Source organism: Streptomyces sp. NPDC060198, from assembly GCF_042728415.1.
In the GTDB taxonomy this organism is placed as follows: Bacteria; Actinomycetota; Actinomycetes; order Streptomycetales; family Streptomycetaceae; genus Streptomyces.
Window position 1 is genome coordinate 1 of record NZ_JBHWZJ010000072.1, and the last position, 24,809, is coordinate 24,809.

A 24,809-nucleotide genomic window follows, 5' to 3' on the forward strand; every position below is an offset into this window, starting at 1 on the left:
GAACGGGGGCGGCCCCGCGTTCACACCCCGTCCGGTACGCGCCCGAGCGGATCGGGCGTCAGACGGTTCGGGCGGTTCGGGCGGTTCGGCCGTCAGGCGGCTCGGTCGGTTCGGGCGTCAGCCGAAGAGCAGGTACACGATCCCGTAGCTCGCCGCGGCGACGAGCGCCGCCGCGGGCATGGTGATGAACCAGCCCAGGATGATGTTCTTGGCGACACCCCAGCGGACCGCGTTGACCCGCTTGGTCGCGCCGACACCCATGATCGCGGAGGTGATGACGTGCGTGGTGGAGATCGGGGCGTGGAAGAGGAACGACGACCCGAACATGATCGACGCGCCGGTCATCTCCGCCGCGAAACCCTGCGGCGGGTCCAGCTCGATGATCTTCCGGCCGAGCGTCCGCATGATGCGCCAGCCGCCCGCGTACGTACCGAGCGAGAGCATCAGCGCACAGACGATCTTGACCCAGACCGGGATCTCGTCGTTCGGGCCTTCGACGTCGGCGATGACCAGGGCCATCACGACGATACCCATCGTCTTCTGGGCGTCCTGGAGACCGTGACCGAGCGCCATGGCGGCCGCCGAGACCGTCTGCGCGATCCGGAAACCGCGCTTGGCCTTGTGCGGGTTGGAGTTCCGGAACATCCACATGATCGCGACCATGAAGAGATAACCGACGACCAGGCCGATGACCGGGGAGAGGAACATCGGGATGACGATCTTCTCCAGCACCCCGTCCCAGTGCACCATCGTCCCGCCGGCCAGCGCCGCGCCGACCATGCCGCCGAACAGGGCGTGCGAGGAGGAGGACGGCAGCCCGAAGTACCAGGTGACGAGGTTCCAGATGATCGCCCCGACCAGCGCCGCGAAGAGGATGCCCATCCCTTTCGAGCCCTCGGGCGTGGCGATGAGCCCCTCACTGACCGTCTTGGCGACGCCCTGTCCGAGGAAAGCACCGGCCAGGTTCATCACCGCGGCCATCGCCAGAGCCGCCCGCGGGGTCAGCGCCCGGGTGGAGACCGAGGTGGCGATGGCGTTCGCGGAGTCGTGGAAGCCGTTCGTATAGGTGAAGCCGAGCGCGACGCCAACGGTCACGATCAGCGCAAAGGTGTCCACTGGGGTCAGGACTCCTTGACCGCGATGGTCTCCACCGTGTTGGCGACGTGTTCGAACGCGTCGGCCGCCTCTTCCAGCACGTCCACGATCTGCTTCAGCTTCAGCACCTCCATGGCGTCGTACTTGCCGTTGAAGAGGTGGGCGAGCAGCTTGCGGTGGATCTGGTCCGCCTGGTTCTCCAGCCGGTTGACCTCGATCCAGTACTCGGTGAGGTTGTCCATGGTCCGCAGCCCCGGCATGGCCTCGGCGGTCAGCTCCGCCGCCCTGGCCAGCACCTCGATCTGCTGCTCGACACCCTTCGGGAGCTCCTCGACCTGGTACAGAACGACCAGGTCGACGGCCTCCTCCATGAAGTCCATGATGTCGTCGAGCGACGACGCGAGGTTGTAGATGTCCTCGCGGTCGAACGGCGTGATGAAGGAGGAGTTCAGCTGGTGGAAGATCGCGTGGGTGGCATCGTCCCCCGCGTGCTCCGCCGCCCGCATGCGCTCCGCGATCTCGGCTCGGGAGGAAGAATCCGCTCCGAGCAGTTCCATCAGGAGTTTCGAGCCCGTGACGATGTTGTCCGCGGATGCGGAAAACATGTCGTAGAAGCTCGTCTCCCTGGGGGTCAGACGAAAGCGCACGTGGGGTCCTCGGGATGCTTTGGATTCGGTCAGGCTGATGCTAGGCGCATCATCCGGCCACGGCTAACCGGCATTCTTCAGTGTCGCCCATCGATCAGCGTGATCAGCACGGCCCCCGGGTCACGTTTCGGCTCGATTCGTTACCATATACCCGCCCGGGGTATACAGCCCGGGAAGAGTCCGGGCGCATCCGCGACAAGGCACCCCCCGGAGCGGGTACCTCTCGGTACGCCCGTCTTCACGGCTGTCGGCACGCTCGGGTACGAGACAACGGGAGGACCCCATGACCACCACCGAGGCCACCGGGCAGGACGGCCCCACCCTGCCGGAACCCGTCGGCCGACCGGCCGGGACCGTCACCGACCACGACCGGGGCATCCACGGCTACCACCACCAGAAGGACGAGCACCTCAAGCGCCTGCGCCGGATCGAGGGTCAGATCCGCGGTCTCCAGCGGATGGTGGACGAGGACACCTACTGCATCGACATACTCACCCAGGTCTCGGCGTCCACCAAGGCGCTGCAGTCCTTCGCGCTCCAGCTGCTGGAGGAACACCTCCGCCACTGCGTCGCCGACGCCGCCGTCAAGGGCGGGGACGAGATCGACGCGAAGGTCGACGAGGCCACCAAGGCCATCGCGCGCCTTCTCCGCACCTGATGCCCGTTCCGTACCCGCCGATCGGCCGGCCCGCCGCTCGGTCCGCGCCCCTGCGGCCGTGACGCCGCCGGCCGTGATGCCCTCGCGTGCGCCCGGACGTGACGCGTGACACGTGCCACGTGGTACCGGTCGGGTCCGGTCAGGGCCTGCGTTCGGCCTGGCGGGGAATGTTGGACGCTCCGGCGGCCTCGCCCGCGTTGAGCACCTCGTCGATACGGTCCGCACTGAGCCGGTCCTCGGTGCTGGACGATGCGGCGATCATCAACTCGCCGCAGAGTTCGATCTCGGCGAGAGCCACGTACTCCTGCGCGTTCGGAGCGCTGAGCGTCACCACCTGCGTCACCTCTCTCTACCGTCGCCGGCCCTTGGCGCAGACTCCAAGCGTAGGGATCGCCAAGCGCCGCGCGCATGACACGGACGGGCCATTTCGGCCCCTCCCAAGAGGGCGGCCCTCCCCCGTCGAACACCCGCACGCCCAGCCGGCACCTACGGCGACCGCCCCGCCAGCACGGGCGCAACCATCGAATTCCAGCCACCGGCTGCGACCGCGGTGGGCCTGTGCCGTCATGGGTACGGGTGCTGCCACCGCCGCGCGCGCCGTCGCCGCCCCCTTCGCCACCGTCACCCCCTTCACCGCCGTCATCGCCTCAGCTCTGCCGGATCTCGCCCGTGTAGAGGTCCGCACCGTCCGGCAGGTCCACGGTGACCGGCACGCCGAACCCGTACAGCAGCATGGTCGAGACCACCGTCACCGCCGGACCCGCGGCCGCGAAGGTGAAACGGTGGCGAACCTTCCGCAGCCGGCCCTCGTCGTCCAAGTAGGCGTCGAAGGGGACCGCGTGGGTGCGGAACCCGCCCGCCGCGGCCGTCAGCGCTGCCCGCGACAGGGGCGAGGCCGCCCCCGCCGCACTGCCGATGTCGGCGGTCCCCCGGTAGTGGCGGACCCCGATGCCCGCCAACTCGGTCCGCCCCACGTACGTCACGCCCCGGGCCTCGCGCAGCAACTCGGCCGCGGCCATGGGATCGGTGACCCCGCCGGTGACGAGGTTGCCGTCCGCCAGCACCGTGGTGTCGATCCGCACCCACTTGTCTTCCGGGACCCCGGCCCCCCGGTTCTTCATGTACAGCGCGCCCGGCGTCAGCAGCTCGGTGATCGGGCGGTGCTCCTCCGACCCGGCCGCGTCCTTCGGCAGCACCACCTTGATGCGGCCGAGCTGCTTGCGGAAGTCGTACGCGCCCTGGCCACGGATCGTCACACGGGTGCCACCCGCCGAGGTCTCCATCGAGGTGTTCGTCTCCGCTCCGCCGGATTCGGCGAGCACGTCCGCCGCCCGGTCGAGCACCCGCGCGGGCGACTCCTCCGCCGGAGCGCCCGCGACGGTCCCGCTCCCGCCGCCGGAACAGCCGGCCAGCACGGCGAGCACACCCGCCACGGCCAGCGCGCGGACAGCCAGTGCCGCGCCTTCGCACCCGTGCTGCCGCACCACCATCGCCTGCCAACCCCCAACGACGTCACGCCGGAACCGGGCCCTCGCCCGTTCCGCATAACGACGGCCGCCGTCCCCCGTCACGCCGGTCCACCCCGATCGGCGGCGGAGAGACCTGGACCCCTCCCGTCCGGGCCGCCCCGCCAGTACCGTGGGCACGTGCATCAGGAAGCTGTCCACCCTGTCCGGCGCACCCCGGCGTGCGCCGCCCCTTCCCCGGGCCCCCTCCCCCCGTCCGAGCCCGTTCCCGCAGCTCAGGGCCATGCCACGACCACCACCGAACGCGGCTCGTTCTGCCTCGCCCGCTGCTCCTGCGGCTGGTCCGGACCCGCCCGCCGCTCCCGCGACCTCGCCCGCACCGACGCAGAACGCCACCGGACCGCGGCCTGACCCACCCGTCGGCGCCCCGGGCACCGGCCGAGGCCCCGCACCCCGCCCGACCGCCGCTCCGCACCGCCGAGACGGGCGCCCGGCATCCTGTCCGGCCCTGCCACCACCCGCACCGGGCCCCGGAGGTCCCATGAACCAGCAGCACCTCGCGGGCCCAGCCATCCCCACGGCCCGGTGCGCGAGCCCCGCGCCCACACCCGCACCGTCCCCACCGCTCGCCCGGCGCGCCGTCCTGGCCGCCGGGGCGTTCGCCGCGCTCACCGCCTGCTCCTCCCCGAACGCCCCCGCCGCGGGTCCGTCCGGCGCTTCCCCCTCGGGCGTGCCGCGCCCCGCCACCGGATCCCCGGGGCCCACGCGCACCCCGGCCGCATCCGCCGACAGCGCCCCGGCGGACTGGCCCGCACTCGGCCGCAGCCTCGACGGGACCCTCGTACGCCCCGGGGACTCCGCGTACGACACCGCCCGCCGGCTCTACAACACCCGCTTCGACACCCAGCGGCCCGCAGCCGTCGCCTACGTACGGCACGAGGACGACATACGCGAGTGCCTCGCCTTCGCCCGTACGACCGGCACCCCCGTCGCGATCCGGAGCGGCGGCCACTCCTACGCGGGCCTGTCCGCCGGCACCGGGCGTCTGGTCGTCGACGTCTCCGCGCTCGAAGGCGTCGACCGGGACGGCACCATCGGCGCGGGCGCCCGGCTCGGCGACATCTACCGGAGCCTCGGCGCCCACGGCCTGACCATCCCCGGCGGCTCCTGCGCCACGGTCGGCATATCCGGCCTCACCCTCGGCGGCGGTCATGGCGTGGCCTCTCGGGCCTACGGCCTGACCTGCGACAACCTCACCTCCGCCACCCTGGTCACCGCCGACGGCCGCACCCTGACCGCCGACGCCACCCGGAACCAGGACCTCTTCTGGGCGCTGCGCGGCGGGGGCAACGGCTCCTTCGGGGTCGTCACCCGCCTCCGCTTCCGCACCTCGCCCGCCCCGCAGACCGTCGTCTGCAACCTCGGCTGGCCGTGGTCCCGGGCCGGTGAGGTGCTCGCCGCCTGGCAGGAGTGGGGGCCCGACCAACCGGACGAGATCTGGTCCTCCCTCCACTTCGAGGCGGGCACGGACGGCGCCGACCCCACCGTGACGCTCGCGGCGTTCAGCCTCGGCACCTACGGCGACCTGCAGAACGCGGTGGACCGGCTCGCCGACCGCGCGGGGTCCTCCGCCTCCTCCGTCTCCCTGCGCCGGCGCGGCTACGAGGAAGCGATGCTGGCCTACGCCGGCTGCGCCGGTCTCACCGCCGACCAGTGCCATCTGCCCGGTACGACGCCGGGGCGCACGGCCCGGGGCGCCCTCGGGCGCGAGACGTACGCGGCGGCCTCCGACTTCTTCACCCGCTCGCTGCCGCCCGAAGGACTGCGCGCCCTCACCGGTCGCGTCGAGGCGTTCACCCGGCAGTCCGCCGGCGGGCGCGCGAAGGGGTCGGTCATCCTCACGGCCCTCGGCGGAGCGGTCAACCGGGTCGCCCGGGACGCGACCGCCTTCGTGCACCGCGACTCCCGGATGCTCGCCCAGTACCTCGCCTCCTGGAGCCCGGACGCCCCCGGAGCCTCGGTGACCGCCGCACAGGGGTGGCTGAAAAGCATCCGTACGGCGATGGGTCCGCACGCCTCCGGCGAGGCCTACCAGAACTACACCGACCCCACGCTCGCCGACTGGCGCCGCGCCTACTTCGGCCCGTCCGCCGACCGCCTCGGGAAGCTCCGCGACCAGTACGACCCCGAGCGGCTCTTCGCCGGACCGCAGACACCGTAGGACCGCCACGAGGACGCCCGCACCCCGCGACGCGGCAGGGCGCCGGCTCCCCCACCGGGGAACCGACGCCCTGCCGTACTCGTGGTCGATCCGCTTCACGTGGCGCGGACGACGTGGCCGCCGCACCCCGTACTGCCATCCTGCTGCCGCCCGACCCGTACTCGGGTGACGGGCGGATCAGGCAGCGAGGTCCTTGTCTCCCGTGCCACCGCCGCGGCCCGATCTCGGCTCGGGCACTTCGAGCGTGCCGCCGAGGCCACCGGTGGCGCCCCCCGCCCCCCTCGACCGTACGAGGAAGCCGGCCCGGGGCGACCGGGAGACGGCCGCCACCAGCGGGGTCAGCAGCGCCATGGCCAGCGGGGCGAGGAGGAGCGTGACGGCCGTGCCCAGGGCGAGGCCGCCGATCACGTCGGTCGGATAGTGCACGCCCATCCAGACACGGCAGAACCCCTCGGCGAACGCGAGGCCCAGTGCGACGAACCCGAACTTCCGGCCGGCCACGAAGATCCCGACCGCCAGCGCCATCGCCATCGTGGCGTGGTCGCTGACGAAGGAGAAGTCGTTCTTGCCGTCGACGAGGACCTCGAGCCCTTCATGGTCCTTGAACGGACGTGGGCGCTCCACGAACCCCCGGATGGGGATGTTGACGAGGAGGGCGATGCCCATGGCGAGCGGTGCCCAGACGAGTGCGGCGACCGCCGTCACCGAGTCCTCGGCCGTGCCGTTCCGGCGAACGCTCCACCAGCACCACAGGCCGACCAGGACCATGCCGAGCATGATCCCGTACTCTCCGACGAACTCGACGACGCTGTCGAGCCAGGCGGGAGAGGACTTGGCCAGCCCGTTGATGTCGTAGAGCAGGCTGACATCGGGGTTCGACCCATCGAGTGCGAGTCCAGCCATCTGCTGCGGCCCCTTGCCTTGTCTGCTGCCGCGACGCGCGTCCATGCGCGCCGCCCGTGGTCGAACCCCCCGTGTTCGGTGCGATCCGGTACCGCGTACCTGTCGACGCGTCCTGCGACACGACGGTGGTCGGGCGACCGCGCGTGGTCAGTGCGCGGGCCGTCCCATTCCAGGGAACGGCCTTCCGGTAGCGACGGTTCCGCCCTCCACCGAATGATCACCATGACGTTATCGAAGAGTGACTCATCGTCGCAGCCCAGGGCCCAGGCTTTACAGAGAGTTCCTGCTCCCGCCATCACCGCGGTCGCCTTCCGCCGCGCCCGCCCCTGCCGCGACTCCTCCGGCGCTCAAGCCTGCGGGAGGGCGGTGGGGAGCGCCGCCGCACCGTCCTTGGTGACCCGCGTCGCACCGAAGTAGTCGGGGCTGTCGATCTTGTCGAAGCGGATCACCGCTCCGGTGTACGGCGCGTTGATCATGTACCCGCCACCGACATAGATCCCCACATGGTGGATGGCCCGCGAGTTGTTCAGATCGTCGGAGAAGAACACCAGGTCACCGGGGAGCAGCTCGTCCCGGGACGGATGCGCCCCGGCGTTGTACTGGTCGTTGGCGACCCGGGGCAGCTCGATGTCCACACTCCGGTACGCGGCCTGCGTCAGCCCGGAGCAGTCGAACCGGCCGTTCTGCTCGGCCGTACCGTTGCCGCCCCAGAGATACGGAGTACCCAGCTTCTGCTGCGCGTAGTAGATCGCCCCGGCCGCCTGCTGAGAGGGCGCCACCCGGCCGACCGGCTTGGCGAAGCTCTTCTCCAGGGAACGGATGATCTTGACGTAGTTCTGCGTCTCGGCGATCGCCGGCACCCCACCGGCCCGGATGACCCGGTAGGCACCGGCGTTGTAGGAGGCGAGCATGTTGTCGGTCGGATCGCCCGGCACGTCCTTCACGTACCCGGCGAGCTCACAGTCGTACGAAGCGGCCGAGGGGATGGCGTCGGCCGGGTCCCACACGTCCCGGTCGCCGTCGCCGTCGCCGTCGACACCGTGCGTGGCCCAGGTGCCCGGGATGAACTGCGCGATGCCCTGGGCCGCCGCCGCGCTCTGCGCCCGCGGATTCCAGCCGCTCTCCTGGTAGAGCTGCGCGGCGAGCAGCGCCGGGTTGATCGCGGCGCAGAGCGTGCCCCACTTCTCCACGAGCGGCTGATAGCGCGCCGGAACCGCCCCCTTGGCGAGCCCGACGGACCCGCTCGCCCCGGCGATGCCCGCGGCGGCGGAGTACGTCCCGACGACGAGCAACCCCACGAAGCAGAGACACAGCCCGATCCCACCGCCGACGAACACCCAGTATTTCCGCACCCCTCAACCATCCCCTACCGAGCCACGGTTCAAGGGTCGTTTCGAGGGTGTGTACGAATCGTTCGAAGCACGAACGTCACTGACGCTCCCTCAGGATGCCCCCGCCGACCAGTAAGAGGACTTTACGTCGGGGCGTGGCAGGGGGTAGACCCCCTCGTACGCGGGGCCGTTCGGCTTCGACGCGGAGTCGGCCACCCTCGACTTCCGCACGCAGGGGCTGTCCACCTCGAAGAACACCTGGCCTCCGCCCCGGACACTCACGCTGATGCCGAACCCCTCCGCCTGCGCGTACACCGCGGGGAACTCCTCGTCCTTGTTGACGGCCTTGATCCGGTACTCGCGCTCGCGCCAGAACTCCGTCACCCGGTCCAGGAACTCCTGGCGCCGCTCGGGTGCGACGACCGTCATCACCGTGCGCCTGCGCGTCACGTCGCAACTGCCCGTCGTGGTGGGACCGTGGGCCCACTGGACCGCGGGCACGATCGCCTTCAGGGTCAGGTCGAGCATCGAGTCCGCCCGCTCGGCGGCACCCTGCATGTCCATCGCGCCCATGGGGCTCCCCGTACTCCCGCTCGTGCCCGTACTCCCGCTCGTGCCGGCGGTCTCGCTTCCGCCGGTGCCGGTGGCCGGGCCGGTGGCCGGGCCGTCCGATCCCACCTGCTGCCCGCCGCAGCCGGCCAGTACGAGACCGAGCGTCAGAGTGGCGACCGCCGTCCGGAGCCTTCGCCTCATCGCTGTTCCTCAATCTTCAGATTGCTGGAGTGTCCCGACACGATCAAGGCGATGGCGTCGGCCGACATGGCGTCCCGCACCGGGTCGAAATACTGCGAGTGCGCCTCGGCGCTGATGCCGTGCCCGCTGATCACCGGCGGTCCGGGGTCGACCGGGAAGCGGACGGCTCCGAACGCCTTGCTCGCCGGATCCTTCCCGAACCAGAGGTCGTCGTCACCCGGGTCCGCGAGATCTCCCGCGAAGTACGCACCGGCCGGACCGAGGGCCAGCAGCCCGAGCGAGCCCACGACGGCCTGCGTCTTCGACGGCAGCTTTGTCACCGGGTCGTTCGCGGCGGCCCCGACGAAGACGTGCCGGGCGCCGACCCCGAGGTCCACCGCCTGGTCCACACCCACCCCCGGGCTGCCGACCAGGATGATGTCGTCCACCCCCGGAATCCCACCCTCCCGCTGCGTCGCCGCCCCCACCGTGCGGGAACCGTAGGAGTGCCCGATCGCGGTGAAGTGCGGGTCCTTGGTGGTGTTGGTCGCCGTCAGACCGTCCCAGAAGTCGCCGTAGGCCACCCCGCCCTTCTCCGCCCGGCCGGTGCCCATGATGGCGAAGTAGCCGGCCACCCCGTCGCCGTCCGGCAACTGCGGAGCGTCGTACCCGAGCCAGACGATCGAGGCGCTGGACCGCTCGTACCCCTGCGCGCCGATCGCGGTGTCCCGCGCCCGCTTCAGGTCGTTCTCCGCGAACTCCTTGTCCAGCGAGGTGTTCAGACCCGGCACGTACGCCGACACGTGCTGCGACAGGTCGGGGTTCCCGTACGACACGATCGCCCGGCCGTTGCCCTCGGACCCGATCCCCAGCAGGAACATCGGCGGCTGCGAGCCCTCCTTCAGCTGCCGGTCGATCTCCCTCATCCCTTCGAGGATCTTCTTCGACTTCTTGTCGTCCTTGCCCGCCAGCTCGGTGATCAAGCTCTGGAGGTTCTTCCTGTTGGCCTGGTCCCGCACGGCAGCCGGTATCCCGTCCAGATTCCCGATCCGCTCCGGAAACAGCTCCAGGTACCGCCCGCGCTCGGCCTGGCTCAGCCCGTCCCACCACGCCTTGCGCCCCTTCGCCGAGGCACTCACCGGTATCCGGTCGCTCAGGTACTGCCGCTCGTCCTCGCGGACGGCCGCCACGACCCGTGCCCCGGAGCCGGGTAACCCCATGCTCCCCACGCCCACGCCCCCGGACGCGTCGGTCCACGCCCCCACCGCCGCCGCGTAGTCCCCCGCGGCCCACTTGGCCCTGGCGCCGTCCTCGGTCCCACGCCCCGACGCACCTGCTGCCCCGGACCACCGGTCGACGAGACCGGCGACACTCTCCAGCGGGTTCAGCACGGTCCGGGCCGCGCCCCGGAGGTCGCCTCCGAGCCCGTCCACCACCAAGCCGTCGAAGAACCCCGCGTCGGAGCCGCCATTGCCGGAAGCGGTACCGGAGGAGCTGCCCGGGCGGGCGCCGGGGCGGGCCGCCTGGGCACGCTGGGGGGCGGTGCTGCCGGCGGAGTCCGCGGCGCCGGTGGAACCTGCGGCGCCGGTGGAACCTGCGGCGCCGGTGGAATCTGCGGTGTTTCCCGCCGTGCCCGCGATACCGGCGCTACCTGCGGCAGTACCTGCGCTGGTGGTGCTCCCGGAGCCGTCCGAGTCGCCGCCGGACACGGCTCCGGTGCTGCCGCCGTCAGCGCCGCCCTCGGTGGAGCCTCGCGCACCCCCGGCTGCGCCGCCGACGGAGCCTTCCTGGCCGTTACGGCTCTCCCCTCCGGCAACCACATCGCCGCCCGACGAAGAGCACGCACCTCCGGTCAACTGGCAGATGGCGTTGCGTATCTCCCCGGTGAGCTGGGTCCCGACGGCCGTCGCCATGATCGCCCCGACCAGCGCAGCGACGATCAGGACAAGGCCGAGGTACTCCATCGCGCTCTGCCCGCCGTCCCGGCGAGCCACGTACCGCCGAACCGCGCCGAACCCCGGCTCCACACACCGTTCCGCCCGAGGCACGCGGAACCATCCCCGCGCCGCGGGCCGTAACAGCAGCACCACCACACCCACCGGCATCACCAGTTGGGGAAGCCCGGACATCCCGGCACCCTCGGTGTCCCACGTCGCCAACGACCCGAGTACCAGCCAGACATGCGCGACCAACAACCCGAACCACACTCCGCGCCCACGGATACGCGCGTAGAACGACAGCACGAAGCCAACTGTCCCCGGCAGAGCCGCGTACAGCAGCATCCCCAACAGCTGTCCGTCCACCGCATCGACCGAAGACGCCAACGCGAGAACGTTGGTCACACCCACGACCGTGCTCACGAACACCAAGCGCACGAGAACAAGGGCTGCCTGTAACGCCCTTGGCACGCTCCGCCCGCCCACTGCTGTCGGGCTGAGGCTCGTTGCATCACCCCCGGACACCGCAAGCTCTCGTATGCCAGACACGTGGGGACCCCCGGCTCGTCAGTGGGCGCGGTGGCCAGCCTGCCACCGCACGTAGGGGACCACACCCACCCCACCACCGGCATGGGCCCCAGGACCCAAACCAGGACTCAAACAGGCTTGCCAGCACCGCAGTTGGAACACCCAGGGCTCGTACGGCAGACCCCGCGCAATCACACCCTCACGAGGCCGACGCCCCCGGGGGGAGCGTGGCACCCGCGACGCCCGTGGCCGACCAGAATTCGGAGTGGATGTTGGGGCGCGGAATGTTCTCCATGCCCTCGTAGCTGGGGGTGTTGGGCTGGCTCGTGGGGTCGACAACCTCGGATTCCTGAACGCAAGGAGTGTCCGCCTCAAAAAAGACCTGCCCCTCCCCGCCAACGATCAGCGCAACTTTAAAGCCATCACCCGTCTGTGCGTAGATGGCTGGAACTTCCGCATCATTTCGGGTCGAGATAATCCTGTATCCACTCTGACGCCAGTATCGATCTACTACACCGAGAAAATTTCCTCGCCGTTCAGCGGAGATCACAGTCATGATCGTTCGCCTTCTGGTCACGTCGCAGCTACCAGCACTAGAAGGGCCATGCGTCCAATGCACCTCTGGATCGACAGCCTGGAGGGTGGAATCCAGAATCTCATCGGCACGGTCTGCCGCTTCCTGCATATTCATGCCATTCCCAACTCCATCACCCATCGACCTCGGATAATCTGCGCAACCGCTCAGCAAGAACAGGGCAGCCAAGGTCCAGCAAAACCCAAGAGACGCACGCTTCATCTGCACTCCTGCCCTCGAACCTTTTCGGGCCGCCCAGCAACGATGAGCGCAATATTACCTGCCGACACCGCGTCCCGCTCAGGGCTGAAATAGTTTGAATGCGCGACAGCGAATCCATGTGAACTGATTACCGAAGGCCCCTCTTCCACTTGAAATCTTCGCGCACCAAACTCTGCACTTGCTGGATCCCTACCGAACCACAAATCATCCTCCAATAGACTGAAACCACCCACCCCCGTAAGCACCCGCTCTTTGGATGGAATCTTTGTTACTGGATCATTTTCTGCTGCACCAACAAAGACATGCCCTTCTCCGACGCCCAAGTCCTGAGCACGCTCCACACCCACCCCAGGACTCCCAACGAAGACAATGTCATCCACTCCAGGGATACCATCCCCTTCCTTCGCCGCTGCCCCAACCGTGCGCGAACCGTACGAATGCCCGATCGCAGTGAGGTGAGGATCATCATTTCTATTGGTAACAGAAATTCCATCCATGAACGAGGTGAACGCTTCTCCTCCTCTCTCAGCCCGACCGGAACCCATAACAGCCAAACTCGACCAACCATCCAAGCTCTGAGGGGTGTCGTAACCTAACCACGCAATCGCAGCACTGGATGGATTGTGATATTGCGCCCCAATGGCTGTATCACGCGCGCGCCTCAGATCATCTCTTGCAAACCTCTCATCGAGTCCGGTATTCAGCCCCGGCACGTAAGCCGCGACATTCTTCGAAGCATCCGGGTTTCCGTAGGCCACAATCGCGCGCCCGTTCCCCTCGTCTCCGATCCCGAGGAGGTACATCGGCGGGTCTCCAGGCTTGAGCGGTGCCTGAAGCTGCTGATCGATCAGCCGTAGCGCTTCGAGCTTCTCCGCCGCCTCGCCACCGTCCACTCCCGCCAACTTGCCGATCAGCAACTGGAGGCTGTCCCGGTTGGCCGCGTCGCGTACCAGAGCAGGGATACCGTCGAGGTTCCCGATGATGTCCGGATAGGTCGCGAGGTATTCGTCGCGCAGTTCCGGCGGAAGGCCGGCCCACCACTTCTTACGCTCAGCGGCCGATGCCTGGTACGGAATGTGGTCGTTCAGATAGGCCCGTGCCGCTTCGCGCACGGTTGCCATGTCGGCCGCCGCATCGGTCCACGTGGAATCCGGGACATCAAGGCTGTCCTCGGTCTTCAACTCGCGGAGAATGCTCGCGTACCTCACGTCCGCGTCAGCGGCCAAGGCCACCGCCCTGGCGATCCGGTCCGCGATGTCCTGGGCGGCGGCCGCGTGAGGATTGGGAGCGGTCAGGGTGCCCGAGGGTGCCACAAGGTCGGGAAATCCGCCGTCGGCAACGGTCTTCCCACCCGGCAGAGGCTTGTCGGCGATCAATCCCTCCCTCGCGGGGTACGACACGGACCCATTCGCGTGCACGGTGAACTTCAGGCTCTCCGCCTCCCCCAACGCCTCTCGAACCGACTTCTGGTGCGTGCGTACCTCGTGGGCGAGGCTGTTGAGTGCCGTACGCACGAGTCCGGTTTCCGTGTAGGCGTACTGGAGGTTCCGGGCCAGTCGTCGCAGACGGGCGAGGGCGGCTCCCACCGCCTCGCCTTCCTCAGTCTCGCGGAGGCCGGTGAGAATCTGCTGGTCGATCCGGTCGCGCGCGGCGTCGGCCCGGTGGCTGAGCCGACCCCAGCCATCTGCGGCGCAGTCCAACTCCCCACACGGCACCGCCAGCAGAGCGGACCAGGTCAGTACGCCCTTCACTCGTCGCTCCCGCCGAGCAGATACAAGGAGGACGGCGGCCGGGTCAGAGACAGCGGCGGCAGAGTCGACTGCACCGGAAGATCCACCAACGGGCCGAAACTCTCACGTACCGCTTCGTCCGTCGTCCGTTGTTCCCTGGCGACCGTCCGCAGTTTGCCTGCGAGGCTTCCGCACTCACCTTGCGCCGTCGAGATACGACGCACCCACGACTCACGGACCGCCGCGAGCTCGCCCAGAACCGCGAAGCCCTCGGTGCTCTCGCCCGTCAACAGGCCCTCGTGCGCCTTTTCCAGTTCGGACCTCGCCGTCCCCAGGTTCGTGTGCAACGCCTCGGCGCCCCCCGCGGCCTTGATCCACGGCTCGTCGTGGTGCCGCAGCCGGTCGTGGTCGAAGGCCGGATCCGACGCCGTCCCCCTCCCCGCGCCATCGCTCGGCCCTTGCCCCGGCCGCTCCTCCGGCCCACCGACATCACGGCCGTGGATCAACTGCCTCTCCGTCGGGTCTACCGACGTCTGCCACGCTTGCGGCTGTCCGACGGACATACCACCACCCCGTTCCTTGATCCTCGATCCTCGATCGTGGAGCGGCAGAACTGTGCCTGATCCGGGAGGGGCGACGCGCCGCCCTTCCACGGCTCCGCATGGCACGGGCCCGGTATTTCCGGGGCGTTCAGGGATGCGCCGGGCTACGGTTTCACCCGAATGATGGGCAGCCCGTCAGCCCGCACCGCCCGAGCGGCGACAGCCGGAGGTGTTCACTCCGGCTTCTCCCCGCACACCACCCACAGCAGCTTGCCGCCCTCACCGGTCGGGCCGGCGGGCAGGACACGACCACCCCAGCTTTCCGCGCACATCTGTACGAGAGTCAGTCCCCGTCCTCGTTCCGTCAGCGTCGTCTGCTGGGCCGGTACGCACACCCCGCCGCTCCCGCCGTCCCCGGCTCCCCGGAAGGGGGGCGGGATCTCCGGATTGCTGTCCCAGACACTGAGCCGGATACGTCGATGCCCCGCGCCACACATCCGGAGCGAGTACGCCCCCCAGGAGTGCTGGTACGCGTTGGTGGTCAGCTCACTGACCATCAGCTCTGCGGTGTCGCGGAGTGCGGTCATGCCATGTGCGCGCAGCACGACCCGCAGGACCGAGCGGGCCACGCCTGGCGAGCGCGGATCGTGCGGCAGTTGAAGGGTGTACGCCCAAGGCGGCGATACGGTGGGTGCATGCATGGAAGTCCCCGTTCGGATGGTGTGGTTGGCGGGCCACGCCCGGCAGCCGGCGTTCGAACCAGTCGGCGGGCTCGTTGCGAGCACCTGGCCCACGATCACGGTAGAGGTGCCATGTAATACATTCCCCGCAGTTGGGGTAATGCATGTCGCAAGACACCCGAACGAGTGACTGGGCGAAGGGAGGCCGATGGCGACCAACTCGACCCCGACGGCACGTCGGCGACGGCTCGGCGCGGAACTGCGCAAGCTGCGCGAACGCGCCGGGATCACCGCCACGGAGGCCGCGGTCCTGCTCGGCGGCAACCAGGCGCGCATCAGCAACATCGAGGCCGGACGGTACGGAGTGAGCGCCGACCGGGTCCGCGCCCTCTCCCGCCACTACGCATGCACCGACCGCGGACTCGTGGAGGCGCTGGCCGCGATGACCGGCGAGCGCCGCGGCGGCTGGTGGGAGGAGTACCGGGGCGACCTCCCGGGCAATCTGTTGGACCTGGCCGAGCTCGAACACCACGGCACCGCGCTCCGCACAGCCACCATCTGCACCGTCCCGGACCTCCTCCAGACCGTGGACCACGCCCGCGAGGTCCACACCCGGGGAGTGCCCGAACTGACGCCGCCCGAGGCCGAGCGGCGGCTCTCCTTCCGTATCAGACGGCAGGACCTCGTCTTCCGCGCGGAGGCGGTCCCGTACCGGGCGATCGTCCACGAAGCCGCCCTGCGCATGGGGCTGGGCGGTCCCCGGGTCGCCGGCGCCCAGCTGCGCCATCTCCTGGCGATGAGCGAGCGGGAGACCGTCTCCCTCCGCGTCATCCCCTTCGCGGCCGGCGGACACCCGGGAGCCGGGCAGCCGATCACATACGTACAGGGTTCGGTCGCGCAGCTGGACACCGTGCACCTGGAACAGGCGCACGGCTTGGCCCAGCTGGACGCCGAGCCTCTGCTCCGGACGTACCGTCAGTTGTTGGACAGGCTCGAATCGCTCGCCCTTGACGTGCGGGCGACACGCGACCTCCTGCACACCGTCGCGACGACGGGCGTGTAGGCGCAAGCAGCTTGACGGAACGTCGGGTGTACGCCGAGCGGCGCACACCCAGCTCTCGAACGGCGCATACGAACACGGGCGCCCCGACGAACGCTCCGATCGCGACGGAAACCATGACCTTCGCCATTGCTCCTCGTCACGGAGCGTGATACACAGAGTAACCAGCCAGTGGTCCAGCCGCCCCGGCCACACCGCAGCTCGGGGCGGCCACCCCGGTCATTTGTGCGAGATCCGGGTAAAGAGACCCGGGAAGGCGTCGTGCTGGCGGGGTTTCATCAGCGAAGATAAGAAGACACGACCCGCACCGGACGGCGCGGGCGGCGAACTACACAGCAGGGGCGGTGACTTACATGATCCTGGCAGCTGAGAAGGGCGACATCACCACCATCATCGGCGGAATCGCTCCGAACTGGGGCCCGTTCGGGACGCTGGGCAACGAGGCACGCATCATGGTCGAGGTGGTGATGGCGGTAGCCATCCTGCTCTGTCTCGGTATCGCGATCTGGGGTGCGGCCAAGCAGCGCATCGGCGCGACAGCCCTGCGCGACACCTTCAGCGCCGAACAGGGCAAGGGCCTGATCGTCGCCGGGCTGACCGGCGTCTTCATCATCGGATCCCTCGGCACCCTGTTCACCATCGTGTACGGCATGGCTGTCTGACGCGCCAACAGCGAATTGTCCTGCTGCCGCATCCCGTCTCCCCATCATCCGCCCGTCGCGTCACCGGCTGAGGTCGAGTCATCCCATGTCGAGTCACCACACCGCACCCGCGCGGCGCCCAGCAGAGCTACCGTCGTACGACGGAGGACCGCACACGGCTGAGGGGACGTACGCGGCATGAGCTACGACGATGAGCAGGGCTACGGAAGCCGGGATTCCGGCAGCCGGGGCGACGACGCGTACAGCACGCTGGGCGGAACCCGCCAAACGCGCACCCGCCTCCCCGAGGGCAACCCCGGTGCGCCCCACGGCCGCCGGCCTGCCCGCAACACCCGCTCGCTGGTCATGGCCGTCGGCGTAGTCGTGCTGCTCGTCGCCGCCATCGCGTTCGCGAACCTCGGTGGCAGCGACAAGGGTGACAACGTGGACCCGGCCCTCCCCGGCAGCAGCCGAGCGGACACCGCCGAAGGCACCGCCCCGACCGCCCCCACCGGCACCGACCCCGTCACGGGCAAAAACGGCAGCATCGCTTCGGGGTTCGCCCACGACGAGCAGGGGGCCCAGAGCGCGGCGGCGAACTATGCGGTGGCATTGGGGTCTGCTGAAATGTTCGACAAGGCCAAGCGCGATGTCATCCTCGACGCGGTCATCGCCCCATCCCAAATCGATCGGTTCCGCTCAACCTTGGACGAGGCGTATTCGGCGCCCTTCTTCAAGAATGTTGGCCTCAACGAGGACGGAACCACACCGTCAGGGTTCACCTTCATCTCCCGCACCACTCCCATCGGCACCAAAATCACCAACTCCTCGGCCGAGGTGACAATCGTGGATGTCTGGTGCACTGGACTCATCGGTTTGGCTGGTGAAGGGTCCACCAAGCCAGTGGTCGACGGCTGGTTCACCATCACCATGGAACTGAGCTGGGTCGATGGCGAATGGAAAGCTGTATCCCATTCGCAGAAGGACGGTCCGGCACCCGTCAGCGGAGACACGCGAGCATCCAGCGCTGACGAGATCGCCGGGGCTGTCAGCGGATTTGGAGGGTTCACGTATGCCCGCTAGCCCCTCCCGAACCAGAACCCTGGCGTCGCTGGTCCTTGCCTCCCAGGTGCTGCTGATGACCTTCGCTACCCGGGTCGCCGCCGCACCCACGCCTACTCCCAGTCCTTCTCCATCCGGCAGCAACGACCCCTGTTCCCTCATTCATGGCCCCGCCAAGGACTACTGCGAAGGCGACGCAGGCACCCGCACCACACCCCCCCAAACCACCGACGACCCCCTGGACCCGCTCACCTCCCTGGCCCACGGCTGCGCCGATGCCGCGTCGTACCTCATCGGCCAGCTCAGCAAGGCCGTCGAGGGCACCGCCAGCGTCGACTTCACCAACGAGTCCTTCCGCAAGCAGTACGCGATCGTCTTCGCCGCCTCCACGATCCTGACCCTGGTCCTCTGGCTGTTCGCCGTGGCGAAGAGGGCGATCCGGGGAGTCCCGTTCACCACCGCGATCTCCGAGGCCGTCGGGTACCTCTGGCTCACGGTGCTGGCCTCCGCGTTCACACCGCTCATCCTGTACGTCGTCGTCTCCGCCACCGACGGGGTCACCGAGGTCGTCTCGTCCGCCACCGGCGGCCAGTCCGACGTCTTCTTCGGCTCGTTCGCCGAGGCGCTCGAAAAGGGCGACGGCATGGGCGGCGGGCCGATCATGCTGATCGTCGTATCGCTGGTGTCCCTTCTCGCCGCGGGCATTCTCTGGCTGGAACTGGTCATCCGGGCGGCGCTGCTCTACGTCGGCGCCCTGTTGGGCGTGGTGGTGTACGCGGGGCTCGTCGACAAGAACATGTGGGGCCACGTACGCCGCTGGGCGGGCATCATGATCGCGGTGATCATGGTCAAGCCGGTGATCGTGATCGTCCTCGGCCTGGCGGGAGCGCTCTCCTCGGACGACGGCCCGGACGCGCTCTCCGCCGTCGTGTCGGGGCTGTCGATCATCCTGCTCGCCATCTTCGCGTCGGCGATGATCTACCGCTTCGTCCCCGGGTTCGGCGACGAGATCCAGGGCGCGCGTACCAACCGCAAGCAGGCCACCGACGGCTCCCAGGCCGCCGCCATGGTCAGTTCGCCCGCCGCCCTCGTCTCCCAGGGCATCAAGACGCACAGCGGGCGCAACGACCAGAACAGCGGAGGCGGCGGAGGCGGCGGGCGCCCGGCCAACCCTCTCGGCGGCGGTGTCGCGGCGCACGGCTCCCGGGGCGGCGGAGGAGCCGCACCCGCCCCCCGGAGCGGTTCCGGTCCCACCTCCGGGACCCCCCACAGCAGCCGCCCCCCGCGGGGCGGTTCCGGCAGCACAGGTAATCCGAGCACAGGAGGTGGAGGGCGGTGACGATCCAGTCCCACCCGATCACGCCCCGCCGCACGTATCTCATCGGCCGTGCCCGGCCGAACGCGATCGTCGGCAAGAACCGCGAGACCGGCGAGATCGCCCTCATCATCGTCGGCGCGTTCCTCGGAATGATGAGCGGACTCGTCGTACCGGTCCTCTCCCTGCGCATCGCGCTGCTCACCGGGTTCCCGATGCTGGCCCTGGCCGTCGTGTACGTCCCGTACAAGCACCGGACCTTCTACAAGTGGTTCGAGATCAACCGCAGCTACAAGCGCTCCCTGCGCCGCGGCACCGCCTACCGCTCCTCCGCGATGGAGGCCGGGGTGCGGGGTGACGGCCGCGAGGTCGAGGTCGGGCCGCCGCCCGGGATCGGGCGGATCAGCTGGCTCTCCGCCCCGTTCGGGCCGGACGAGATGGCGGTGCTGCTGCACGCCGACCGCCGCACGGTGACCGCCGCGATCGAGATCGAGGGCCCCGGTGTCGGGCTGCGCGACAGCGAGGACCAGGAGGCGCTGGTCGACCGGTTCGGCACCCTGCTCAAGCACGTGGCCAACGGCGACGGCTTCGTCACCCGCATCCAGATGCTGGCCCGCACCCTCCCCGCCGACCCCGACGCGCACGCGAAGGACGTCGCCCAGCGGGGCGACAACCACGCGCCGCGCTGGCTCCAGGACTCGTACGACCAGCTGCAGTCCATGGTCTCGACCTCCAGTGAGCAGCACCGCGCATACCTCGTCGCCTGCATGCACCACAGCCGCGAGCTCAGTGCCGAGGCAGCAGCGATGGCCCGCGCGGCGCGCCCGCAGGGTGGCCGCAAGCTGGACCGCGACGCCGGTCTCGCCGTCGTGATGGCCCGCGAGCTCACCGACATCTGCGCCCGCCTCGCCGAGGCCGATATCCGGGTGCGTCAGCCGCTCGGACAGAGCCGGCTCGCCTCGCTGGTGCACTCGATGTACGACCCCGACCACCCGATCGACCACATCCAGGCGATGACCAAGCGGAATGCCTGGCCGGCGGAGCTGGACGCGATGGAGCCGACGTTCCTCCAGGCCAAGACCCGGGAGTCGACCACCCGCGCCCCCTGGTGCCACGCCACGGCCTGGGTGAAGGAGTGGCCGATGACGCCGGTGGGCGTCAACTTCCTGGCCCCGCTGCTCGTCCACACCCCCGACGTCATCCGTACGGTCGCCGTCACTATGGATCTCGAACCCACCGAGGTCGCCATCGAGCGGATGCTGACCGAGAAGACCAACGACGACGCCGAGGCCAGCCGCCAGGCCAAGATGAACCGAACCGTCGACCCTCGCGACATCGCCGCCCACGGCCGTCTCGACCAGCGCGGCGAGGACCTCGCGAGCGGTGCGGCGGGGGTGAACCTGGTGGGGTACATCACCGTCTCCTCGCGTTCCCCCGAGGCGCTCGCCCGCGACAAGCGGACGATCCGGGCGTCGGCCGGAAAGTCGTACCTGAAGCTGGAGTGGTGCGACCGCGAGCACCACCGCGCCTTCGTGAACACCCTGCCGTTCGCGACCGGCATCCGCCGCTGACGCGGCCCCCGCCCTTGCCCGGCCACCCCCGGGCAGCAACCCGCATCACCCATCACGCACCACAAGCGTCACCCCCCACCTCCGGGCGACCGGAAGCAGTCGAGAGAGAGGGCAGCCACTCGTGCGAGACCCACTGTCCGCATTGTCGGAAGCCTTCACCGCGTTCCTCTTCGGCAAGGTGGAGACGACCCGCCTGCCCGTGCGTACCTCCACGGGCCAGGCGCAAGCCGTCTATCTGCCCACCGCCGCGCCCGGTCTCGGCGACTCAGGGGTGATCATCGGTCGCGAGGTGTACTCCGGCAAGGGCTACATCTACGACCCGTTCCAGCTGTACGGGCAGCAGCTGCCCGCACCGCACTGGCTGGTGCTCGGCGAGTCCGGCAACGGCAAGTCCGCGCTGGAGAAGACGTACGTGCTCCGCCAGCTCCGCTTCCGCGACCGGCAGGTCGTGGTGCTCGACGCCCAGGGCGAGGACGGGCACGGCGAGTGGAACCTGATCGCCGAGGAGCTGGGGATCACCCCGATCCGGCTCGACCCCACCGCCGCCCTGAACGGCGGCATCCGGCTCAACCCGCTCGATCCCGCGATCACGACGACCGGTCAGCTCGCCCTGCTCCGCACGATCATCGAAGTGGCCATGGGCCACGGCCTCGACGAGCGTTCCGGCTTCGCGCTGAAGGTCGCCCACGCGTACGTCAATCTGACGATCACTCAACGCCAGCCCGTCCTGACGGACATCGTCGAGCAGCTGCGTCACCCGGAGCCCGAGTCCGCCGAGGCGATGAACGTCGACATAGACGACGTACGGGCTTGGGGCCTCGACGTCGCCCTGGTGCTGGACCGCCTGGTCGACGGTGACCTGCGCGGCATGTTCGACGGCCCGACGACCGACGGCATCGACCTTGACTCCCCGCTGATCGTCTTCGACCTCTCGCACATCGACCGCAACTCGATCGCCATGCCGATCCTGATGGCGATCGTCGGCGTCTGGCTGGAGCACACCTGGATCAGGCCGGACCGGAAGAAACGCATCTTCCTGGTCGAGGAGGCCTGGCACATCATCAACTCTCCTTTCGTCGCCCAGCTCTTCCAGCGGCTGTTGAAGTTCGGCCGCCGACTCGGGCTCTCGTTCGTCGCCGTCGTGCACCACCTCAGCGACGTCGTGGACGGCGCCGCGGCACGCGAGGCGGCGGCGATCCTCAAGATGGCCTCCACCCGGACGATCTACGCCCAGAAGGCCGACGAGGCGCGGGCGACGGGCCGGGTCATCGGGCTGCCGCGCTGGGCCGTCGAGATCATCCCGACGCTGACCCCGGGCATCGCGGTGTGGGACGTCAACGGCAACGTCCAGGTCGTGAAACACCTGATCACCGAGGCAGAACGCCCACTCGTCTTCACCGACCGCGCGATGACGGAGTCCTCCACCAACGGCGCGGACGACCTGGACGACCTGCTTCCCGAGTACGCGCGCGAGGCGGAGCGAGAGACGGAACAGCGGGCAGCCCGCATCGAGCGCCGGCAGCGCCTCGACGAATCGTCCGAGTCCACGGTGGCCTGAGGTGACGCGCACCTCGACGGGTTCCGGCCCGCACCCTCCCGCCCGGCGCGAGGAGCGGGGCGGTGGCGTCCCGGACGGACTGCTGATCGGAGGACTCGCCCTACTCCTCGGGGTGACGGTCCTGATGTGGACGGCCACCGGACTCGCCGGTCTGTTCGCCCACGGGTCATGGCCCGACGGCGTGTCCCTGCCGCGGACGCCCTCGGCCCTGCGCGAACTCGCGGGCTCGCCCACGGACCTCGCGGGCGCCTGGCCGGCAACCCCACCCGGCGAGCTCTCCGGCTACGGCCTCTTCTGGGGTCTGCTCATCAGCGAGCTGCTGGTGCTGGTGGTCCTCGGTGTGTTCGGCCTCGGCGTCGTCACGCGAGGCCGCGAGGTACGCCGCCGCGCCCGCGAAGAACGCCGGGCACAGCAGGCACAGCAGGCACAGCAGGAAGACCGGGCACGGCAGGAAGACGGGGGCCGCGAGGAACGCCCGGCAGCCCCGCCCATCGCCGCGGCACCCCTCCGGAATCCGCTGCCACGACCCCCGGCCGCCGCCCCCGTACCGGCTCCGGGTCCTCTTCCGGTGGAGGTGGGGGAGGCCGAGCACCGCGTCCCCGCCGCCAGGACTCCTGGTACGCCCGTTCTCCTCTACGCGACCGCTTCGGAGCGACGGCCCACCGCGGTCCAGGCCGTGCTGGACGCCACCGGCCCGGTCCTGGTGGTCACCTCGGACCCCACGGTCTGGGCGGAGACGAAAGACGCCCGTGCCAAGCTCGGGCCCGTACTCGTCCACGACCCGGGCCATCTGTGCGACACCCCGGCCCGCCTCCACTGGTCGCCGACCGAGGGCTGCGAGCAGCCCGAGGTGGCGGCGGCCCGGGCCGCCGCGCTCCTGGCGCCGGTACGGCCGCAGGCCCGCATCGACGAGGCGACCGCCGACACCGCGCAGACCCTGCTGCAGTGCTGGCTGCACGCCGCAGCCGTCGACGGGCGCCCGTTCCGCCAGGTCCACCGCTGGGCGATGGGCGGCGGCGCCCAGGAGGCGGTGCGGCTCCTCCGCACCCACCCGAAGGCGGCCTCCGGGCTCGCCGGCCTGCTGGAGTCCGCCCTCACGGCCCACCCCGAACGCCGCCGTGCGGCCCAGGAACTGACGGCACGGGCGCTGAGCGCGCTGGCCACGGTCCACGTCCGCGAGGCCTGCACACCCCATCGATCCGATACCGCCGCACTGGATTCCTTCGCCCTCGAAGGGGGAACCCTGTATGTGGTCGGCGAGTCCGTCGAGGATCCTCGCCACCACCCGGGCGCGATGCCTCTGCTCACCGCGCTCGCCTCGCACGTGGTCGAGCACGGCCGCCGCATGGCCGCACGGTCAACCGACGGTCGGCTCGACCCACCAATCACCCTGGTCCTCGACGACATCGCCGCCGTCGCTCCGCTGCCCTGTCTGCCCGAGCTGCTGAGATCCGGCGAACGCCAGGGCCTCGTCACGCTGGCGATGCTCCGCTCCCCCGAACAGGCCCGTGCCCGGTGGCGTTCCCCGCTGACGCCGCCGGCCGTGTGACCCGCGGCCCCGGTGTTCCGGCTCAGCCACGCAGCCGTACGTACTCCACCTCGTGCCCACCCGAAGCGCCCGGGGCCGGCACAGTGGTGCCGGTGGGTACGAAGCCGTACCGCCGGTAGAACGCGGCTGCCCGCGGGTTGTTCTCATGGACGAAGAGCCGCAGGCGCACGAGGTACGGATCGTCGAGCCCGAAGGCCCACTCCTCGGCCGACCTGAAGAGCGCGTCCGTCAGCCCGGTCCCCCGGGCCTCCGGGCGGACGAAAACCCCGACCAAATGCCCTTGAACGGCCTCAGCCTTTCCTCCGAAGGCATCCTCCCGACCGGAGCGCTCGACGAGAACGGTGACCGACCCCATCCAGCGTCCGTCGGCCGCCTCGGCGACGAACTGGGCCACCTCGTTGCCCTCGGCCCCGCCGGCGGCCCGCTGCTGCCAGAACGAGTCGGGCTCCTCGGCTGCGCTCTCGTAGGTCTCCAGGAACGCCACCGGTGCCGCCGGGTCCTGGAGGGCCATCAGCCGCAGCTCCCTGACCGCCGGCCACTCCTCGCCCCGCACACGCCGCACCACATGATCGGTATTCATTCGGTCATGCTCCCTGCGTGCCTACAGAGCGGTCAATCGGTTTCCGGCGGGAGGATCGCGTCGATCCAGATCCCAGACTCCACGAAAAACACGGGGTAAAGGACAACCCTTAAACGCAGAAAACCCCCGTGCCCAAAGGCACGGGGGTCTCCCGGAAAAATTGTTCGGCGGCGTCCTACTCTCCCACAGGGTCCCCCCTGCAGTACC

23 protein-coding genes are annotated in these 24,809 nt (G+C 69.6%); 10 read left to right on the forward strand and 13 right to left on the reverse strand.

Going from position 1 to position 24,809, the window contains the following annotated elements:
- Positions 1–117 precede the first annotated feature (117 nt).
- Together ACFWEP_RS12430 and ACFWEP_RS12435 are read right to left on the reverse strand one after the other, a co-directional pair.
- Positions 118–1,116 (reverse strand): anion permease, encoded by a 999-nt coding sequence (locus ACFWEP_RS12430; RefSeq protein ID WP_387369210.1) that lies wholly within the window; start codon positions 1,114–1,116, stop codon positions 118–120.
- Positions 1,117–1,121: 5 nt separating this feature from the next.
- Positions 1,122–1,742 (reverse strand): DUF47 family protein, encoded by a 621-nt coding sequence (locus ACFWEP_RS12435; RefSeq protein WP_358759184.1) that lies wholly within the window; start codon positions 1,740–1,742, stop codon positions 1,122–1,124.
- A gap of 283 nt (positions 1,743–2,025) precedes the next feature.
- On the opposite strand from ACFWEP_RS12435, the gene ACFWEP_RS12440 reads away from it, so the two are divergent.
- On the forward strand, positions 2,026–2,400 hold the full coding sequence (locus ACFWEP_RS12440; protein WP_387369211.1) for a metal-sensitive transcriptional regulator: 375 nt from the start codon (positions 2,026–2,028) through the stop codon (positions 2,398–2,400).
- A 139-nt stretch (positions 2,401–2,539) separates the two neighbouring features.
- Here ACFWEP_RS12440 and ACFWEP_RS12445 read toward each other — a convergent pair whose 3' ends face one another.
- Both ACFWEP_RS12445 and ACFWEP_RS12450 read right to left on the reverse strand, forming a co-directional pair.
- A complete protein-coding gene (locus ACFWEP_RS12445) occupies positions 2,540–2,743 on the reverse strand; it encodes a hypothetical protein (protein ID WP_387369212.1) in 204 nt (67 codons plus the stop codon).
- A 304-nt stretch (positions 2,744–3,047) separates the two neighbouring features.
- On the reverse strand, positions 3,048–3,890 hold the full coding sequence (locus ACFWEP_RS12450; RefSeq protein WP_387369213.1) for a hypothetical protein: 843 nt from the start codon (positions 3,888–3,890) through the stop codon (positions 3,048–3,050).
- Positions 3,891–4,046: 156 nt separating this feature from the next.
- On the opposite strand from ACFWEP_RS12450, the gene ACFWEP_RS12455 reads away from it, so the two are divergent.
- Together ACFWEP_RS12455 and ACFWEP_RS12460 are read left to right on the forward strand one after the other, a co-directional pair.
- Positions 4,047–4,277 carry a hypothetical protein gene (locus ACFWEP_RS12455; RefSeq protein WP_387369214.1) on the forward strand — a complete coding sequence of 77 codons (231 nt, stop codon included), beginning with the start codon at positions 4,047–4,049 and terminating at the stop codon, positions 4,275–4,277.
- 130 nt (positions 4,278–4,407) lie between these two features.
- On the forward strand, positions 4,408–6,087 hold the full coding sequence (locus ACFWEP_RS12460; RefSeq protein WP_387369215.1) for an FAD-binding oxidoreductase: 1,680 nt from the start codon (positions 4,408–4,410) through the stop codon (positions 6,085–6,087).
- 177 nt (positions 6,088–6,264) lie between these two features.
- On the opposite strand, the gene ACFWEP_RS12465 is transcribed toward ACFWEP_RS12460, so the two are convergent.
- The 8 genes from ACFWEP_RS12465 to ACFWEP_RS12500 form a co-directional block, all read right to left on the reverse strand.
- Positions 6,265–6,990, reverse strand: a complete 726-nt coding sequence (locus tag ACFWEP_RS12465) for a phosphatase PAP2 family protein (protein ID WP_387369216.1) — start codon at positions 6,988–6,990, stop codon at positions 6,265–6,267.
- A gap of 347 nt (positions 6,991–7,337) precedes the next feature.
- Positions 7,338–8,327: an NlpC/P60 family protein gene (locus ACFWEP_RS12470; RefSeq protein WP_387369235.1), complete on the reverse strand. Its 990-nt coding sequence runs from the start codon at positions 8,325–8,327 to the stop codon at positions 7,338–7,340.
- Positions 8,328–8,432: 105 nt separating this feature from the next.
- Complete coding sequence (locus ACFWEP_RS12475) at positions 8,433–9,074, reverse strand: hypothetical protein (protein ID WP_387369217.1); 642 nt, start codon at positions 9,072–9,074, stop codon at positions 8,433–8,435.
- Positions 9,071–10,966, reverse strand: a complete 1,896-nt coding sequence (locus ACFWEP_RS12480) for an alpha/beta hydrolase (RefSeq protein WP_387369237.1) — start codon at positions 10,964–10,966, stop codon at positions 9,071–9,073. Before ACFWEP_RS12480 ends, ACFWEP_RS12475 begins: the two co-directional genes overlap by 4 nt.
- Positions 10,967–11,717: 751 nt before the next feature.
- Positions 11,718–12,209 (reverse strand): hypothetical protein, encoded by a 492-nt coding sequence (locus ACFWEP_RS12485; RefSeq protein ID WP_387369218.1) that lies wholly within the window; start codon positions 12,207–12,209, stop codon positions 11,718–11,720.
- Positions 12,210–12,310: 101 nt separating this feature from the next.
- Positions 12,311–14,065 carry an alpha/beta hydrolase gene (locus tag ACFWEP_RS12490; RefSeq protein WP_387369219.1) on the reverse strand — a complete coding sequence of 585 codons (1,755 nt, stop codon included), beginning with the start codon at positions 14,063–14,065 and terminating at the stop codon, positions 12,311–12,313.
- A complete protein-coding gene (locus ACFWEP_RS12495; protein WP_387369220.1) occupies positions 14,062–14,607 on the reverse strand; it encodes a hypothetical protein in 546 nt (181 codons plus the stop codon). Before ACFWEP_RS12495 ends, ACFWEP_RS12490 begins: the two co-directional genes overlap by 4 nt.
- Positions 14,608–14,819: 212 nt before the next feature.
- Positions 14,820–15,287: an ATP-binding protein gene (locus ACFWEP_RS12500; RefSeq protein WP_387369221.1), complete on the reverse strand. Its 468-nt coding sequence runs from the start codon at positions 15,285–15,287 to the stop codon at positions 14,820–14,822.
- Between the two features lie 187 nt (positions 15,288–15,474).
- Between ACFWEP_RS12500 and ACFWEP_RS12505 the strand changes: the two genes are divergently transcribed.
- The 7 genes from ACFWEP_RS12505 to ACFWEP_RS12535 all read left to right on the forward strand — a co-directional run bounded on the left by ACFWEP_RS12505 (position 15,475) and on the right by ACFWEP_RS12535 (position 24,022).
- Positions 15,475–16,329 (forward strand): helix-turn-helix transcriptional regulator, encoded by an 855-nt coding sequence (locus tag ACFWEP_RS12505; RefSeq protein ID WP_387369223.1) that lies wholly within the window; start codon positions 15,475–15,477, stop codon positions 16,327–16,329.
- 350 nt (positions 16,330–16,679) lie between these two features.
- The gene (locus ACFWEP_RS12510; protein ID WP_266706183.1) at positions 16,680–16,988 is read left to right on the forward strand and encodes a hypothetical protein; all 309 of its coding nucleotides are present in this window, start codon (positions 16,680–16,682) and stop codon (positions 16,986–16,988) included.
- Between the two features lie 177 nt (positions 16,989–17,165).
- Entirely contained in the window at positions 17,166–18,050 is an 885-nt protein-coding gene (locus ACFWEP_RS12515) for a hypothetical protein (RefSeq protein WP_387369225.1), read from the forward strand.
- A 55-nt stretch (positions 18,051–18,105) separates the two neighbouring features.
- Entirely contained in the window at positions 18,106–19,368 is a 1,263-nt protein-coding gene (locus ACFWEP_RS12520) for a hypothetical protein (RefSeq protein WP_387369227.1), read from the forward strand.
- Positions 19,365–20,915: an SCO6880 family protein gene (locus ACFWEP_RS12525; protein ID WP_387369229.1), complete on the forward strand. Its 1,551-nt coding sequence runs from the start codon at positions 19,365–19,367 to the stop codon at positions 20,913–20,915. The genes ACFWEP_RS12520 and ACFWEP_RS12525 overlap by 4 nt, the downstream gene beginning before the upstream one ends.
- Before the next feature lie 142 nt (positions 20,916–21,057).
- Positions 21,058–22,473 (forward strand): ATP-binding protein, encoded by a 1,416-nt coding sequence (locus ACFWEP_RS12530; protein ID WP_387369230.1) that lies wholly within the window; start codon positions 21,058–21,060, stop codon positions 22,471–22,473.
- A gap of 1 nt (position 22,474) precedes the next feature.
- Positions 22,475–24,022 (forward strand): type VI secretion protein, encoded by a 1,548-nt coding sequence (locus ACFWEP_RS12535; RefSeq protein WP_387369231.1) that lies wholly within the window; start codon positions 22,475–22,477, stop codon positions 24,020–24,022.
- 22 nt (positions 24,023–24,044) lie between these two features.
- On the opposite strand, the gene ACFWEP_RS12540 is transcribed toward ACFWEP_RS12535, so the two are convergent.
- Positions 24,045–24,602, reverse strand: coding sequence for a GNAT family N-acetyltransferase (locus ACFWEP_RS12540; RefSeq protein ID WP_387369233.1), 558 nt, complete (start codon positions 24,600–24,602; stop codon positions 24,045–24,047).
- Positions 24,603–24,809: the final 207 nt, after the last annotated feature.